At 65.1% G+C, this 14,487-nt stretch carries 18 protein-coding genes; 15 read left to right on the forward strand and 3 right to left on the reverse strand.

Going from position 1 to position 14,487, the window contains the following annotated elements; all coding sequences use genetic code 11:
- Positions 1-41: 41 nt before the first annotated feature.
- From NBY65_RS32280 to NBY65_RS32295, 4 genes are all read left to right on the forward strand, one after another.
- Positions 42-2,069, forward strand: a complete 2,028-nt coding sequence (locus tag NBY65_RS32280; protein WP_150041342.1) for a DUF4815 domain-containing protein — start codon at positions 42-44, stop codon at positions 2,067-2,069.
- A gap of 44 nt (positions 2,070-2,113) precedes the next feature.
- Complete coding sequence (locus tag NBY65_RS32285; RefSeq protein ID WP_150041341.1) at positions 2,114-3,304, forward strand: hypothetical protein; 1,191 nt, start codon at positions 2,114-2,116, stop codon at positions 3,302-3,304.
- 57 nt (positions 3,305-3,361) lie between these two features.
- Entirely contained in the window at positions 3,362-3,733 is a 372-nt protein-coding gene (locus tag NBY65_RS32290) for a hypothetical protein (protein ID WP_150041340.1), read from the forward strand.
- Between the two features lie 169 nt (positions 3,734-3,902).
- Complete coding sequence (locus tag NBY65_RS32295; RefSeq protein ID WP_150041339.1) at positions 3,903-4,262, forward strand: hypothetical protein; 360 nt, start codon at positions 3,903-3,905, stop codon at positions 4,260-4,262.
- A gap of 84 nt (positions 4,263-4,346) precedes the next feature.
- On the opposite strand, the gene NBY65_RS32300 is transcribed toward NBY65_RS32295, so the two are convergent.
- Entirely contained in the window at positions 4,347-5,525 is a 1,179-nt protein-coding gene (locus tag NBY65_RS32300; RefSeq protein WP_150041338.1) for a recombinase family protein, read from the reverse strand.
- Here NBY65_RS32300 and NBY65_RS32305 point away from each other — a divergent pair.
- Positions 5,524-5,661, forward strand: coding sequence for a hypothetical protein (locus tag NBY65_RS32305; RefSeq protein WP_162530583.1), 138 nt, complete (start codon positions 5,524-5,526; stop codon positions 5,659-5,661). The genes NBY65_RS32300 and NBY65_RS32305 overlap by 2 nt on opposite strands.
- A 30-nt stretch (positions 5,662-5,691) precedes the next feature.
- Here NBY65_RS32305 and NBY65_RS32310 read toward each other — a convergent pair whose 3' ends face one another.
- Together NBY65_RS32310 and NBY65_RS32315 are read right to left on the reverse strand one after the other, a co-directional pair.
- Positions 5,692-6,549 carry a PD-(D/E)XK nuclease-like domain-containing protein gene (locus NBY65_RS32310; protein ID WP_150041337.1) on the reverse strand — a complete coding sequence of 286 codons (858 nt, stop codon included), beginning with the start codon at positions 6,547-6,549 and terminating at the stop codon, positions 5,692-5,694.
- A 194-nt stretch (positions 6,550-6,743) separates the two neighbouring features.
- Positions 6,744-7,517 (reverse strand): hypothetical protein, encoded by a 774-nt coding sequence (locus tag NBY65_RS32315; protein ID WP_150041336.1) that lies wholly within the window; start codon positions 7,515-7,517, stop codon positions 6,744-6,746.
- Between the two features lie 427 nt (positions 7,518-7,944).
- Between NBY65_RS32315 and NBY65_RS32320 the strand changes: the two genes are divergently transcribed.
- The 10 genes from NBY65_RS32320 (at position 7,945) to NBY65_RS32365 (ending at position 14,380) form a co-directional block, all read left to right on the forward strand.
- Entirely contained in the window at positions 7,945-8,325 is a 381-nt protein-coding gene (locus NBY65_RS32320) for a hypothetical protein (protein ID WP_150041335.1), read from the forward strand.
- Positions 8,322-8,810 (forward strand): hypothetical protein, encoded by a 489-nt coding sequence (locus NBY65_RS32325; protein ID WP_150041334.1) that lies wholly within the window; start codon positions 8,322-8,324, stop codon positions 8,808-8,810. The genes NBY65_RS32320 and NBY65_RS32325 overlap by 4 nt, the downstream gene beginning before the upstream one ends.
- Positions 8,810-9,082, forward strand: a complete 273-nt coding sequence (locus NBY65_RS32330; RefSeq protein ID WP_250266048.1) for a helix-turn-helix domain-containing protein — start codon at positions 8,810-8,812, stop codon at positions 9,080-9,082. The genes NBY65_RS32325 and NBY65_RS32330 overlap by 1 nt, the downstream gene beginning before the upstream one ends.
- The gene (locus tag NBY65_RS32335) at positions 9,082-10,233 is read left to right on the forward strand and encodes a helix-turn-helix domain-containing protein (protein WP_162530582.1); all 1,152 of its coding nucleotides are present in this window, start codon (positions 9,082-9,084) and stop codon (positions 10,231-10,233) included. Before NBY65_RS32330 ends, NBY65_RS32335 begins: the two co-directional genes overlap by 1 nt.
- 2 nt (positions 10,234-10,235) lie before the next feature.
- Positions 10,236-11,330, forward strand: coding sequence for a hypothetical protein (locus tag NBY65_RS32340; RefSeq protein ID WP_150041332.1), 1,095 nt, complete (start codon positions 10,236-10,238; stop codon positions 11,328-11,330).
- Positions 11,331-11,373: 43 nt separating this feature from the next.
- On the forward strand, positions 11,374-11,823 hold the full coding sequence (locus tag NBY65_RS32345) for a hypothetical protein (RefSeq protein ID WP_150041331.1): 450 nt from the start codon (positions 11,374-11,376) through the stop codon (positions 11,821-11,823).
- Positions 11,824-11,825: 2 nt separating this feature from the next.
- On the forward strand, positions 11,826-12,173 hold the full coding sequence (locus NBY65_RS32350) for a hypothetical protein (RefSeq protein WP_162530581.1): 348 nt from the start codon (positions 11,826-11,828) through the stop codon (positions 12,171-12,173).
- 5 nt (positions 12,174-12,178) lie between these two features.
- Complete coding sequence (locus NBY65_RS32355) at positions 12,179-12,487, forward strand: glutaredoxin family protein (protein WP_162530580.1); 309 nt, start codon at positions 12,179-12,181, stop codon at positions 12,485-12,487.
- Between the two features lie 868 nt (positions 12,488-13,355).
- A complete protein-coding gene (locus NBY65_RS32360) occupies positions 13,356-13,730 on the forward strand; it encodes a hypothetical protein (RefSeq protein WP_150041329.1) in 375 nt (124 codons plus the stop codon).
- A gap of 230 nt (positions 13,731-13,960) precedes the next feature.
- Positions 13,961-14,380: a hypothetical protein gene (locus NBY65_RS32365; RefSeq protein ID WP_150041328.1), complete on the forward strand. Its 420-nt coding sequence runs from the start codon at positions 13,961-13,963 to the stop codon at positions 14,378-14,380.
- Positions 14,381-14,487 lie beyond the last annotated feature (107 nt).

A 14,487-nucleotide genomic window follows, 5' to 3' on the forward strand; every position in this document is an offset into this window, starting at 1 on the left:
GTCATACGAGTTTGTGCTAGAGTTGTAAGGGAATATCCCCCATGGCAACCATGCCCGCGGGATACTATTCCCGCTTCGATGCCTCGAAGAACTACGAGCGACACCTGGGCAGGGCCGGGAAGGTCTTGCAGAGCGCCGAGTTCAACGAGATTCAGCAAAGCATTCAGGACCGCCTGAAGCGCATCGCCGACGTTCTTTTCAAGGACGGAGCGATTATTCGCGACTGCGGGATTCTGGTGGATGTGAACACCGGGGCCTGCCAGCTTGAAGGCGGCGCGGTCTACGTGCGGGGCGCGGTGCGCGGCGTGGCGCCTCGCACCCTGACCATCCCCGTCATCGGGACCGTGCAAGTCGGCATCGCCCTCAACGACGTGGTCGTGACCGAGCTTGAAGACCCGACGCTCCGCGACCCTGCCGTTGGCGTGCGCAACAACAACGAGCCGGGCGCGGCCCGCCTCCGGGTGGACACGAGCTGGGCGCGGGCCGGCGACGGCACGCCGGGCGAGTTCTACCCGGTGTATACGATTGTAGATGGCATTCCGCAATCGCAACAGCCGCCGCCGCAAATCGACGCGGTCGCGCTCGCCATCGCCTCGTACGATCGGCAGTCCGCCGGCGGCATGTATGTCTCCTCCGGCCTCCGGGTGACGCAGCTCGCCGATGCGGACACGGGGGAGCAGGTCTATTCCATGGCGGAGGGCGTGGCCCGCGTGGACGGCCGCGAGGTCACGATCCCGCACGCGCGGCGCGTGGTCTATGCGGCGGTGCCGGACCTGAAAACCGTCATCTCCGAACCCCACGTCGCCACCGGCGGCAGCGAACGGGTGACGCTGAACCATGGTCCCGTCGCCGCGGTGGATCAGGTGCTCATCGTCGCGCAGCGGGTGCTGACAAATTTCCAGCACGGCGCATTCACCGGCGCGCAGGACACGCTGCCGGACAGCCCGGTTCTGAGCATTGTCGCGGTCAACCAGGGCGGAACGTGGCAGGCTGGCAGCAGCACGTTCAGCGGCGGCACGACATTCGTGGCCGGAACAGACTATAAATTGACATCGGACAAGGTCGATTGGTCCCTGTCCGGCACCGAGCCCGCCCCGGGCAGCTCCTACACGGTGGTTTACCGCTACGTGGCTCCGGTCACGCCAACCGGTGTGGACGCTGCTGGCTTCACTGTGGCTGGTGCTGTCCCCGGCAGCGTCACGCAGATCACTTATCGCTGGAAGCGCCCCCGCATCGACCGCCTCTGCCTCGATGGCGTCGGCATGGTGCAGTGGGTGCAGGGCATCCCGAACGATAGCTCGCCGGTGGCGCCCATGGTGCCGCCTGGGCTGCTCTCGGTCGCCACCGTGACGCAGACGTGGACAACCGACCGATCGGTGTCCAACGACGGCACCCACATGCTCCCCATGTCGCAGCTCGAAGCGATGCAGCGGCAGATTGACCAGCTCGGGGTGCTGGTCGGGGAACAGGCCCTCAAGACGGAAATCGCCATCAGCGAGCCGACGAACAAGCGGGGCCTGTTCGTTGATCCCCTCCTCGATGACACCAAGCGGGATCAGGGCATCGCGCAGACGGGCGCGGTATTCGACGGCATCCTGACGCTGCCGCTCGTGGATGTGCATGTCGCGACCGTCTCCCTGGCGGGCACGGCAACCCTGCCGATGAACAATGCCGCGACTGCGCCGGTGATCGCGCAGACGCTTCGCACAAGCTGCATGAAGGTGAACCCCTACGACGCCTTCGAGCCGATCCCCGCCTCGGCCGTGCTCGAACCGGCGACCGACTTCTGGACGGAATCGCGCACCGTCTGGACGAGCATGGTGACGCGCATCTTCCAGCAGACGCGCCGGCAGGAATGGGGGCCATCGTGGGGGCTGCTGACCCGGTTCACGGGCACCACCACGCAGGTTGTTGTGGACTGGCAGACCGAAGTCACGCGCCAGTGGCAAGAGGACGCGCAATTCCTGCGGCCCATCAACATCAAGTTCACGCTCTCGGGGTTCGGCCCGGGTGAGTTCTTGGATGTGGTGCAGTTCGACGGCCGCCCCATGACCTTCACCGCCGCCTAACCGGAGCCTGACCGATGGCAATCCAAGCGAATGCACAGGGCCGGGTGGTCGGCCAGTTCACCATCCCGGTCGATGTCCCGGTCGGATCGAAGCTGGTGAAGTTCCAGGGGCGCGGGGGCTCCAAAGCGAGCGCGACATTCGTCGGCCGCGGGAAAATCTCCGTCACGGAGCTGCGGGCGGTGCAGAACATCCGCACCACCACGACGGAATTTTTCGAGCGGTATGATCCCCAGGCGGAGACATTCACGCTCAACTCGCCGGCCTTGATCTCCGGCTGCGATGTCTGGTTCTGCGCCAAGGGCACGACAGGCCGCACCTTCGCCGAGATCCGGACCTGTGAGAACGGCTGGCCCACGTCCGAAGTCGTGGCAAATGCCGTGGTGCAGACGAGCACGCTGCTGACGGATCAGTGGTATCGCTTCTCCTGGCCTCCGGTGCGGCTGGAAGCCGGACGCGAATACGCCCTGGTGATCGGCTGCGACGATGCCACCACGGCCATCTCCGTGGCCGAGCTTGGCAAATTCGACGTGGCGGCGCAGCAGTGGGTGACAAGCCAGCCATATCAGATCGGCGTTCGCCTCTCCTCGTCCAACGGCTCGACATGGACGGCGCACCAAGACTCCGATCTGGCCTTCCGGCTGCTGCGCACCCCGACCGCGTCGAACAACACCCGCATCAACCTGCCGGATGTCACCATCACGCAGGCCGACGAGCTGATGGTGCTGGCTGCGATCGAGCGTCCCACGGCGCTGTGCGATTGCGTGTTCGAGCTGACGCTGCCTGACGCTTCGGTGGTCACGGTGGGCGAGGGCGAAATCGTCCTCCTGCCGTCGCAGATGACCGGCACGGTGAAGTGGGCGGCGGTCTTGTCCGGCGAGCCGGACGCGACGCCCAGGCTGCACAAGGACATCCAGCTCGTCAGCGCGCGCAGGTCCAACACCGGCGACTACGTCTCCCGCGCCATGGTGGCGGGCTCCGGATCGCGCATCGTCGTCACCTTTGAAGCCCTACTACCGGGCACCTCCAATCTGACGATCGAGATCGGCGAAGATGGCGATGGCCCGTGGACGACAGTGCCGTTCATCTCCGCCACGCCGATAGGGGACGGCTGGATGGACCGCACCCACCGCATCACCGGCTATAATCCGGCGACCGCGGTGGTGCGCCTGACCGTCAACGGCGACGCGCGGCAGAGGCCGGAGGTTCGAAAGCTCAAGGCGGTGGTCGCGACCTGATGCCCGTCCTCTCGGCAACGCCCGCGCGTCGGTGGCTCACTGCGGGGGCGCGCCGGGATGGCCGATAGCAGTTTCTTCGGCCTGGGCGGCTTCACGACAGAGGCCATAGCGGGAGGGCTGGGCGTGGGGCTGACGCAGCTCGCCAACTGGCTGCTGCAACGCCGCGCCCAGCGCGCGGCGGAAGCCCAGGCCGCAGTGGCGGCGCGGCAAGTCGATCGCGACGCCGGGTTCCGCGAGCTGCTGGAAGTGGTGAAAACCATCCGCGGCGAGCTGGAAGAAATGCGCGAGGAGGTGGACCGGGAGCGGGACTCCAGGCGGTCTGCGGAAGAACAAGTGCGGACGCTGCGAGACGAGCTGCATGCATTGCGGAATCAAATTCATCTCCGCGGGCTCGGTCCAGTTCCTTCCATACCCGGTTTGATTTCCTGATTGTTAGTCTTTGCAGTTGTAAATACACTGTGACTGAATTGTATCAGTTGCTTGCATCACGTTTTTGTGATGTCGCGTTAAGTTATGCGCAGATAGATATTAGGAAATCTGGTCCGGAATAGGAAGGAGTGGCCTTCTCATCCGGACGGAAGTGGGAGCCTGTTCTGAGATGCTGGTCGCCATTCTCCTTGAACTGCACAAAGACGCTCTTGCCCGAACCGAATCTCTCTGCGCGAAGGAATTGGCTGACCGGACCCCGACCGACGAGGAGGCAAATGCCGCCGCCTTTTCTGTCCTTGACAACATCGAGGAGAAAATCATCGACACCCGGGCGACCATGATTTCCTCGGTCGCGGCGAAGGTGTCTTTGGCTCTGAGCTACGCCCAGCAGAATGCCTCTCCTGCCGGGCTGGATCATGAATGGCGGCTTGTCGAGAGCGCCCGCGCTGACCTGCTCTCCATGATCTCTTCGCCCGTCCACGGGGGGATCCTCTTGGACGAAAGCGCGCTGGCCGCGGTGCTGGGCTGACAGAACAGAAAACCCGCCGTCACCGGGGGGGGCGGCGGGCTCCCAGGGAAGGGGGAGGGCGGCGGTCCTCCCCCTTTTCGCGCTTCAGTCGTCGTTGAGCGGCAGGGTTCCGGTGGTCGGGCGGTTGCTGTTTCGGCTCCGCCCGGAGCTGCGGGGCGACGGGTGGCGCGCCTCATGCTCCCTGGCGGCGCGCTCGACCTCCTGTGCCGCCGGATCGGCCATCATGGCGCGCAGCTCTGCGGCTTCCTCCGGCGTGGCCGGGCGCTCCTGACCGGTCTGCTGGTCGATCACAACGGGCCACTCCTCTCCGCCTCCTCCCTCGGCCTCGGCGCCCAGCACCTCGCCCGTGACGGGGTCGTGCGGCGGCTCTCTCTTGGCATTGGCCGGGGGCTGGGTCTGGGCCTTGGCGGTGGCCTGGGCGTGGCCCTGGCCGTTGCCCGGCGCCTCCTGCCCACCCTGCGGCGTGGGCGCGCCGGTGGGCTGCTCTGGCGCGGCGGCGCTCTCCGCCTGCGGCTGCGGCTCCTCGACGGGCGCCGCCGGCGGCTCCGTGTCGGGGATCGCCCACTCGCCCTGCGCGTCGCGCTCCGCGTCGAGGATCTCGACCGCCTCGTCGGTGCTGGGCAGGCCCATCAGCAGCTCTGGCGAGTAGAGGCGGCAGAAGAAGGTCGCCGCGCGATAGCGGATCATCTGCTCGCGCATCGGGGTCTGCCATTTGCTGCCGGCGCGCTGATACCAGCCCTCGGCCAGCGCCATCTCGATCGAGACTTCCGGGGATTCCAGCAGCTCGCCGGTGGCTTTGTCGTGGGCGTAGGCGACGCACCGCAGGTCGGGCACGCGCGCCTTGCGCTTTTCCTCGTAGCGTTCACGCCGGCCGTTGGCCCCGTCGCGCCAGCCCGTGACGACGTATTCGACCTCGCGCTCCTCTCCGCGTGTCACTCGATACTTGATCGGGGTGAAGCGGCCGCAGCTATTCGCCGCCGCGACCATGAACTGCGCGGACCATGACGGCCGGCCTTCCACGATGTGCAAATTCTGCATCACCATCAGCGGATCGGCATTGAGCCGCTGGGCCATGTTCAACGCAATCACGCAGTTCGGGATGGCCGCCGGATTCTCTACATACTCCTCATCCCGCCCGGTCTTTTTGCGGATCACGGCGCGGTATTGCTCCGGCACAAGGCCGGAATTGGCGAACATCTTGGCGATGCGCTGCGTCAACTCGAAGGCTGCGAGGTTGCCGAACCCGATGGTGATGTTGGGCATGGATGCTTCCGGGGCAGGGGCGGAGGCCGCGGCCGGCCGCCTGACAACCGCCTGGGCCGGGGAAACCTGCGGCATCCCCATCGCGGGGTTGCGCGGCGGGGCCATGGTCGGGCGGGTGCCGTTGGTGATGGTCTGAGACATGGTTTTCTCCTCGGGGGAAATGAGATCAGGCGGCGATCAGGCGCACCGTCTCCGGCGCGGCCTCGGGGGAGGGCTCGATGTAGTTGGCAGGGGTGCGGAACCCGATCCGCAGCGTGCCCACGTCGTTGCCCAGGCCCGGGAAGTGGCCTGCGTCGAGGCAGCGCCGGTAATGCGCGCGGGCCTCGCAAACCTCGTCATAGGCGCGATCCACGTCGTCAGGGTGGATCACCCACGGCTTGACGAGGAACGGCGGCTTCTTCTCCACGGCGATGAAGAAGAAGGCTTCAGGCATCCAGCCGCACGAGGCTTCGATGCCTTCCTGATAGTAGGCTTGTTGCCAATCATATAGGTATTTAGTGCAACTTCTCGCAAATCCTTCCGCGCTGGCGTCCTCGGTCGATTTCAGGTCGCCGATCGCCCGCCAGTCCAGCCGGATCGCGTCGGCCCGGCCCCGGCAAAGGATTCCTGTGGCCGGGTCAACCCAATAGAAGGATTGTTCAACGAGGAGGCTGGGGCCTGGGGCAAGGATTCGTCCGGCCTCGGGGTGCGCCATGATCGCGTCGCGGATGCGGCGCGCGTTGTCGTAATCCTGCTGCTTGACGACTTCCTTCCCATCCGCGTCCGCCTTCGCCTTCACCGCCTTGAAGGCGTTGGAATTGCGGTTGTCGTCATTGATGACGAACCGCTTGGCGAAGCTGTCCGGCTCAAGGGCCACGCAATGGATCAGCGTTCCCAGCTTCTGGTCCCGCGTCTCCTCGTCCTGCTCGACCGTCGAGAGGAGCGCCGCTTTTCTGTGTCTCTTCAGGCGGCTGACCGAAAGCCCCTCAGAGGCGTGGTACTCTGCTTCTGGATATCCGCTGTAGCACCCCGGCTGCATAGCCATGGCCTAGCTGTCCTCCTGCCCGTCTGCTGCGGGAGAACAATAGGACGGAATAGGATGGCTGGATAGGGTATTTTACCATCGGTCAATCACTGGGGAGAGAGCGCCTATATCCTACAGGCTGGGATGGCGATCTCCTTCCCCAGCGTAGCGTTAAAAACCTATCCTCTGTATATAATAATATTCCGATATCAAAATTATGCGAACTCAGCGGCTGCGATCTTTAGAAGCTGAACTGACCCACGCTCGAAGACCCTCTTGTCGTCTCCTGTAGCTCTATCTCCCTGAGTGACTGTCGCTTCTTTATTATTTAGGTCCACCATCTCTCCAACCGCGGCGACACGCTTTCCTTCGAGGACGACGACTAGGTCGCCAACGCGAGGAGGCTGCCCGGCCCTCACAAGGACAACGTCGGCTCTTAGGCGCCCTCGGGGTTGAGTGATCCACAAGGCGAAGCTCGCGCCTCCCAAAGCGATCCCTGCTGGACGCACGGGCCAACCTCCCGGCGGAGGAACGATCTCGTCTGCATCGGTAAACTGTGGAACGTCACCAAGGAGCGACCCGCCCATAGGTGCCATTTCGTAGGTCACTTCAGAGGGGAGTGCGTGCATGGGCGGCAAAGAGGACTGCGGCGCTTGAGCGTCTTGAGGGCCTCCCTGAGCGTCTTGAGAGACTTTAGACGGCTCTTGAGCGGCTTGAGAGGCTTTCCCATTTTCCATCAATGTGTTCGTGATGGTGGAGGCCATGTGCGACTTGCCGCTTCCATAGCTTGCAGAGACGACATTACCGTTTTCCTTGCCAGCGTTCGCACTTCTTAGAATGGCCGCTGCTTTTTCAGCCTCTGCTTTTAGGGCCTCTTCGCGCATCAGAGTCCCTAGACGCTCGGCCTCTTCTCTAGACAAAGGTGTATTTGGAACAGGATGCTCCCAAGTTACTCCGTCTTCTGGAATAATTAGGTTCTCAGGTTCCACGCCGAGTAGCCGAGCCATTGCTTCCCTATTTGCCCTATCAAGGAATCTCGGGCTTCCTTTCCAAACGAGCTGCTGCGCATAGCTATCGTTACGGCGCAGTGCTCTTGAAAGTTCTCCCAAGTTGCTGCCGATTTCTTTTACTCTCCGCAAAATAAAGGTTCGAACCGGGCAGGGTGGCGTCCCCTTTTTGCGCGGTTTACTTACCATCGGAATAGGGTCCTCTCCATGGGCATAGGGCGTTTATAAGCATAGGAAGGCGAACGGAAAAGCAAGGCTGTTCGGGTTGGCCCGTGTCAACATTCGGGGGCTCGTTTCGGTTTTCGCTCACGCTGTCGCTATCGCGACACGCCGATAGGTGATGGCGGCCCGCTATCGGACGCATGGATGGGATTGCGTTGAGCGGATAGGATAACGTATGATCCTATCCATGGACGCTTTGATCGAAACAGTCGAGGGCTTCCTGGCCCGAAACCCGGAGATGACGCCCACCCGGCTCGGCCGAGAGGCTGTGCGCGACCCGTCGTTTGTGTTCGCGCTGCGCGGCCAGGGACGAAACAGGCGGCGCCCGCGCATTGTCAAGCCAGAGACGGCGGCTCTTGTGCGCGCCTTCATGGAGTCCTGGGAACTGAAAAAGGCCCAGGGCGAGAATGTCGAACAGCTCTGCGCCTTGGAGTCCGAGGCCAGAGTTGCGGCCATGGCCGCGCAACGTGCGGCGACCGCCGCCGAAGCTGCGTTTCGTGCGGCCGATGCCGCTCGACGCGCGGCGGAAGCTGCGGCCCAGCGCGCGCAAGGACTCCGCGCGCTATGAAAATCCCTCCCCGCAAGCCCGGCATCGAACAGGACACGGCCACCGTCACCACCACGGCGGACGGTCGGACCATGATCCGGATCGAGCTGGCCGGCTACGTCACGCCCAGCCTCAATGTGGCGATGCGCAGGCATTGGGCCACACGGGGGGAGAAGAAGTGTTCGCTCGCCGGGCGCATCGCTCTGCAACTGATAGGAAAGCGACCGGCCAAACCTTTCGCCCGCGCTCGCCTGACCATCGAACGGTACTCCACCGGCTCTCCCGACGAGGAAAACCTGTGGGGCGGCACCAAAGACCTCGTTGACTGCCTTCTTGAGCCCGGCGTTCCATATTTCGCCAACGGAAAACCGATCGTCCGACACCCCAACGGCCTGGGCATCATCGCAGACGATGCGCCCCAGGTTTTGCAGAGGAAGCTCGTCCCCGTCCGCGTGAGGCGCGGCGGAGATCAAAAAACAGTCCTTCTGATCGAGGAGCTGGCGTGATGAAAACCCGAGGCGGGAATCCCGCGGTTGCAGCCTTGCACCACCTTGCACCATCAGTTGAAACCCTGGACACGCACGAGGCCGCAGCCGTCCTGGGCCTGTCCTATTGGACGCTGGTTTCCTGGCGCCGGCCCGGCAACACGTCGGCCCCAACCCGTGACGAGCTGCCATGGTTCTACGACAGGGGCCGGGTTGTCTACCGGGCGAATGACGTGGAGCGCTTCCTTACCATCAGGGCCGCCGAGATCACCCCAGGCGGGCGGGGGGCGTGATGAACCCGGAGGGCGGTTACACCCGGCAGTACCGGCGCATGTGGAGAAATCCCGTGTTCCGGTCGAAAACAGAGGCCGCGATTTTCGCCTGGATGAAGGACGAGGCGCAGTGGCGGCGCGGGCGCATCAGCACGCTGTTCGGTCCGATCCAATTGGAGGTTGGGGAACTGCTGATCTCCGAGCGGTCCCTGGCGAGCGATTGGGACCTCCACCGCAACACCATCCGCAGCCTTCTGCATCGCATGGTCGCTGACGGTATGATCAAGGTATTTTCGGACCGCTGCCCCCACCGCGCCGGGACCATAATCCGCATCGTAAATTACTCAATTTATCAGGGCCTTGCGGCACCACAAGAAACCGGCCAGGACCAAAGCGACGACGAAGCCAGGACCGAAGAAGGACCGAAGAAGGACCGAAGCGGGACCAACACAAAAGAAGAGAAAGAATCTAAGAAAGGGAAGAAGGGAGAGGAGGGGGGACGCGCGCGCGACCCCGATGGCGACGAGGATCTGGGCGAAGAAGACCAGCCTAGCTCGCTCGACCAGCCCGAGCAGGAGGACGAGCAGGAGGCCGCCGCAGCCGCTGCGGACAATCCGCCTCCCGCGCCTCCTGCGCCCCCGGCGCCGGACGCCCCCCACCAATCGGGGCAGATTGTGGCTTTCCCGCGCCCCACCCTCGTCTCCGAGCAGCCCCCAACGTCCCCACCGGCCCGCATCGGCCACTACCGCGCCGAGGCCGTGTGGATGATCGAGGACTTCGACAACGAGCGCGCCCGCGCCTACGGCGAGAACAACCGGCGCTTCTGCCCCACAGCCATGGACGGCACGATCGCCGAGGGCTGGCTGACCGCGGGCGAGCGGAGCGGGTTCGATGCCGCCACCGTCCGCGGAATGGCCGGCGACGTGTTCCGCGAGACGTTTTCCAATCGGGCGGAGGCGAGGGAGGACATCCCCCGCAGCCTGAAGTTCTTCGATGACGCGGTTCTGCGCCTCATCGCCAAGCGCGCTCGCGGCCCCCGCACCGTCGTTGTTGACGATGTTGTTGACGATGCCCAGCCGCTCCGCGCCGCCGCTCGATCCGCAGGCCGGCGCGGCGCCCCCAGGACCGCCGCATCGCTCGCCGCGCGCATTACGTCCGTGCCGGAGTTCTGAACATGCGCTCGATCGCAAGCCTCGTCCCGACCGTCTCCCAGGGTGCCCCTGTCGTTCACCCGCTCGCGGCCGCCAGGACAGCCTCTGGCGCCCTTGTGCCTCTCCGGCCCGCCGAGGCCCAGGCCGTCATCGAGCAGCCGCCCAGCGCCCTCCTGGCGGCCGCCATGCAGGCGATCGACGGACCGCTCGTGCGGATCGAGCGCCCGGCCCCGACGCCCGGTGCGCCCCCCCTCGTGAGCTACGCCGCGCCCAGGATGCCCGCCGACGCCGAGGACGCCCTGCCGGAAGCCCAGGCGCGGCTGGTCGCGCTGCGCATCGTCCTGGCCCCTGCCTCGCTTGAGCTGCGCCTGAAATGGGCCTCCATGTTCGCGGCTGCTGTCGAGCGGTCCCCCGAGGGGGAGGACTTGGACAACGGCGTCAAGCTCCTCGCCGGGCTGCTGGACCTGCCGGCTATCTGCTTCCGCGCCGTGCTCCCGCGCCAAGACGGCGAGGAGGCAAAAGATTGGGTGTTCCGCTGCACGATCGAGCGCGTTCGCGAGGTTGCCCGCAAGCTCCACTGGTGGTCGAGTTTTGCGAAGGTCGAGCCGGCGCTGGCCGAATACGCCGTGGACATGCGCGCCGAGGAGCGGCGGCTTGCCGAGCTGGTGAGGCGGTTGACCAAGCCAGCCCAGGCGGCCCTGCCGGCGCCGCAGGAGCCGGAGGAGGACCCGGCCGCCTACCTCGCCCGCCTGGAAGCCGATGCCGCCGCTGGCAGGCCCCACACGGCCGCCCTGGCGCGCACGTTCCGCCGGTCCCTCGCGCCCGAGCTGGCCGAACGCTTCGCCGATCGGCTCGCGCGCCTCTGCTCTCCGCCTGACGCCAGCACCGATCAGGCCCGCGCCCAGGCCCGGCGGACGCTTAACCCGAACGGCACCATGGCGCGGCTGCTGGCCGAGGAGAACGCCAAGCTCCACGCCGGCGCCGCCGCTGCCCCCAAGGCGCCAGCCTCCTCCATCTCCGATGACGAACTGCGCCGCCTCGTGGCCGAGCGCGCCGCCCTGGTGGACCTGTCCGACGAGCAGGCCAAGCCCTCGCCCCGCCCCGTCTCAGCCTCCTGAGACGCCCCTGAGACGCCACCGCGCATGAGACGGTTTTGAGAAAATGCAGAGCTATCAAGCCGCAACAGACCGCCTACCGTGCCTCTTCCAAGTCCCCGCCGAGGTCTTCCACGTCCCCGCCGAGGATCGGGACGCAATCCTCGCCGCGTTCCACGCCGCCTGGACCGGGCCGAGGCCGGCCCCCGTCCTGATCGCCGAGCCGGATCCGAGCGACGCGGAGCTGCGCCTCGCCTGCGCCGAGGCCCAGGCCGACATGCTGGCCGAACAGCTCGCCATCGCCACCCAGCGCGCGGAAGCAGCCGAGGCGGAGCTGGCGGAGCAGATGGGGCGCCTGTCCACGCTGCTCGCGGTGGAGGGGCGCCGCGCCGACCGGGTGGAACGCCTCCTGGCCGTAGCCCGGATGGAGCTGGAAACGGCTGTGCGCGCGTTCTGGCAGTTGGCGGATCGTTGCCGGCAGGCAGGAATCGCGACCGATCTGCCGAGGGAGGGCTGATCATGCAGCCTCATCCCGAGAGCGGGTTCCCTGCGGCCGACCGCAATTCGCTGGTGGTGCGTCTCGCCCAGGCCGAGGCCCGGGCTGAAAGCCTCGCTGCCCTGGTGCTGGACGCGCACAAGCGGGCGGAGGCGGCAGAGGCCGCGCTTGCCCAGGTGCGCGCGGCCGAGCGCGTCGAGCGGCTGGTGTGCCCCGAATGCGGGCACCCGTCCCTCAACGCGAGGGGCTTCCGGTCGCATTGGGGACAGCGGCATTGGGGCCGGCCGCGCCCGGAGCCGATCAGCGCGACGCTGACGCCGGCGCAGACGGCCGAGCTGACGAACAACGCGCCCCGCTACGCAGGGAGATGAAGCCGATGATCTCCGCCCCTCCCGCGGGCGCCGAGGGGATCGCCCTCCGCAGCTCGCACGCCGGCTTCCTGCTCTACGGCCAGGACGGATGCGACGAATGCACCGCCCTGGGCGCATACTTGATTGAAAACGGCATACCATTCCTCTACGTATCCGTTCCCAGCCACGCGGAGCGCATGGCGCTTTACGAGCTGTGGGGGCTGCCGCAAGGGCGACGCACTATGCCGCAACTCGTGTTCGGTAATATTGCGCTTGGCGGCTTGTATTCCGTGAGTTGCTTTCCTGCCGAGATTCTTCGGGAGCTGGTGCCATGAGCGCGGCCTCGCCCAACCGCCGCGGCCGAGCTGTGGACGGCCTGCCAATGATAGCAGTTCGAGATGTTTTCCGTGACTTGGGATACGAACCCATACCATCGCACACATGGTCCGCCGGCGCCGCTGTTGCAGAATTGTGGCAGCATATGACCGGTACCCGCCCGCGACTAGAGCGTCGGCCAAAGACGAACGGGGAGGGGTCGCACGCACTTGCTGTATATCCCGAGACATGGAGAGAACGGATTGAAAAAATAGTCCGCTCCACTGTTGCCGTTAAATCGACGCCCAAGCTCGTGCAGCCGGGCATATTTGACGCGCAAGCATAGTTGCTTCGTGTGCATGCGGTGGAATGTGCATAGTTATTGTGGGAAATTTTTCCACGATAAATGGAGATTAGGTATTCGGCACTATATTCGTAACTGTACGCAACATAACGGCTCTGTGAAATTTAAACCCCTCTGCGAATAGGATGCGGTTGTGCCAGATAGGTAGATGCCAGCGGTTCATTTGGACCTCGGCGCACTTCGACCGATCTCGGTCCGCGGGGGCATCTCGTCAATGGCGCTTTGCTTGGATAAGAGAACTGTTCATGCAGTGTTGCGCTGGCTTGGCCCATCGCAAACCCCTGCGCAGGAGCTTGGGAAACTCATGCGTCGGTCGTGCATTGTCCCGGCATCGAAACGCGATCATTGGATGCGCACCTTACGTCGCAACGGCCGCAACACGGCAGCAAACCGCCGAAAACTGCGAGGACGTAACACGTTGGAGCACAAGCATAAACCGCCGGCCCCGAGCGAACAATGCTGCGGGGGTGAGCATGCCTAGTCCAATACCCCGCCTACGCATTGGGACCGAGCCTGGATTGGTCATGTTGGCTATTCGGGGCGACCTGAAAAAACATGAGTGGTTCGGCCTCACGCCGGAAGATGCGGACGCCTGGGCAGACGCATTGCGTATCGCCGCCCAGCGAGCCCGCGGGCAAGAGCCGGGCGCCGGATCATGGCTCGCGCTGCTGCACCCTGACGGGCGCGAGGTCAGCGCGGCCGGCTATTACCGCGTCCCCAAGCCAGCCGGCTCCGCGATCGTCCCTTTTCCCGAACCTCGTGAAGATTGGGGCATCATTGCATTTTACGCGGAGTTTGACGCCGAGGAGGGCGGGCGGATGATCGGCCGGGCCATGCCCCTGGTCCTCGCCCAAGCGGCCGAGGCAGTCGAAGCAGCCGGACCGACTGCGGAATCGTGAATGCGTGATAGACGGCGCAGCCGTGGATAGGATAGGAGATGGCCATGCCCCATGGTGGGGCATGGCGTTTCCTCCCCCTCTACAACTTGGCCGGTTTCGCGGATTCCTAAGCGCGGGCCGGCCATTTTTTTGCACAAGTCCCCTCCGAAAAACTGCGCATCCTATCCATTGACCTGAGAGGTTGGATAGGATGAAATAGGAACCTACTCCAACCGGAGAGGGGACTGGCTATGTTTTTCCAAGCCCTGCGCAGCCTGAAATTGGGCGCGCGTCGTTCCAGCCGAAGGGCAGCCGAACCGCCACCCGCAGCCCAGCCGTTCGTCGTTTTGCCTGTAGACGAGCGCGCAATCCGCATCCGCCTCCTCTCTGTTGAGGTGGCCCGGCTGGACGAATTTGTCGAGCACGCCGCTACCTTCGCCGCCTGGGCGCGCACACGCGCCGACGCGCACCGCACCGCCGCCGCTCTCCTCTCCGTCAATGGCACAACCCCATGCCCGGCGGATGCCATCGCCGCCGCGCATCTCGCAACCGCCGCGGTGGAGGCGGAGCACATCGCGCTGGAAGTCTCCGACACCGCGGCCCGGCTAGACACGCTGCGACATCTCCTGGCCGGCGCGCGCGTCGTGCCGCTACCCAAGACCCGTCAGTAAGGAGCGCGCAGCCGTGCTTGCCACCAACGAAGAGACGATCTCGATCAACGGCGGGCCTGATGTGCCCATCAGCAAGGTGCGCGCCGCCCTGGCAGTGGTTAGCGGCC

It is taken from the genome of Rhodovastum atsumiense, assembly GCF_937425535.1.
Taxonomy (GTDB): domain Bacteria; phylum Pseudomonadota; class Alphaproteobacteria; order Acetobacterales; family Acetobacteraceae; genus Rhodovastum; species Rhodovastum atsumiense.

Excerpts from the sequence above, each read along its gene's own strand:
- NBY65_RS32355 (WP_162530580.1), top strand. The coding sequence starts at position 12,179 with ATGATCTCCGCCCCTCCCGCGGGCGCCGAGGGGATCGCCCTCCGCAGC.
- NBY65_RS32295 (WP_150041339.1), top strand. The coding sequence starts at position 3,903 with ATGCTGGTCGCCATTCTCCTTGAACTGCACAAAGACGCTCTTGCCCGA.
- NBY65_RS32305 (WP_162530583.1), top strand. The coding sequence starts at position 5,524 with ATGGATGCTTCCGGGGCAGGGGCGGAGGCCGCGGCCGGCCGCCTGACA.
- NBY65_RS32330 (WP_250266048.1), top strand. The coding sequence starts at position 8,810 with ATGAAAACCCGAGGCGGGAATCCCGCGGTTGCAGCCTTGCACCACCTT.
- NBY65_RS32310 (WP_150041337.1), bottom strand. The coding sequence starts at position 6,549 with ATGGCTATGCAGCCGGGGTGCTACAGCGGATATCCAGAAGCAGAGTAC.
- NBY65_RS32360 (WP_150041329.1), top strand. The coding sequence starts at position 13,356 with ATGTTGGCTATTCGGGGCGACCTGAAAAAACATGAGTGGTTCGGCCTC.
- NBY65_RS32335 (WP_162530582.1), top strand. The coding sequence starts at position 9,082 with ATGAACCCGGAGGGCGGTTACACCCGGCAGTACCGGCGCATGTGGAGA.
- NBY65_RS32340 (WP_150041332.1), top strand. The coding sequence starts at position 10,236 with ATGCGCTCGATCGCAAGCCTCGTCCCGACCGTCTCCCAGGGTGCCCCT.
- NBY65_RS32300 (WP_150041338.1), bottom strand. The coding sequence starts at position 5,525 with ATGCCCAACATCACCATCGGGTTCGGCAACCTCGCAGCCTTCGAGTTG.
- NBY65_RS32280 (WP_150041342.1), top strand. The coding sequence starts at position 42 with ATGGCAACCATGCCCGCGGGATACTATTCCCGCTTCGATGCCTCGAAG.
- NBY65_RS32290 (WP_150041340.1), top strand. The coding sequence starts at position 3,362 with ATGGCCGATAGCAGTTTCTTCGGCCTGGGCGGCTTCACGACAGAGGCC.
- NBY65_RS32350 (WP_162530581.1), top strand. The coding sequence starts at position 11,826 with ATGCAGCCTCATCCCGAGAGCGGGTTCCCTGCGGCCGACCGCAATTCG.
- NBY65_RS32320 (WP_150041335.1), top strand. The coding sequence starts at position 7,945 with ATGGACGCTTTGATCGAAACAGTCGAGGGCTTCCTGGCCCGAAACCCG.
- NBY65_RS32365 (WP_150041328.1), top strand. The coding sequence starts at position 13,961 with ATGTTTTTCCAAGCCCTGCGCAGCCTGAAATTGGGCGCGCGTCGTTCC.
- NBY65_RS32325 (WP_150041334.1), top strand. The coding sequence starts at position 8,322 with ATGAAAATCCCTCCCCGCAAGCCCGGCATCGAACAGGACACGGCCACC.
- NBY65_RS32345 (WP_150041331.1), top strand. The coding sequence starts at position 11,374 with ATGCAGAGCTATCAAGCCGCAACAGACCGCCTACCGTGCCTCTTCCAA.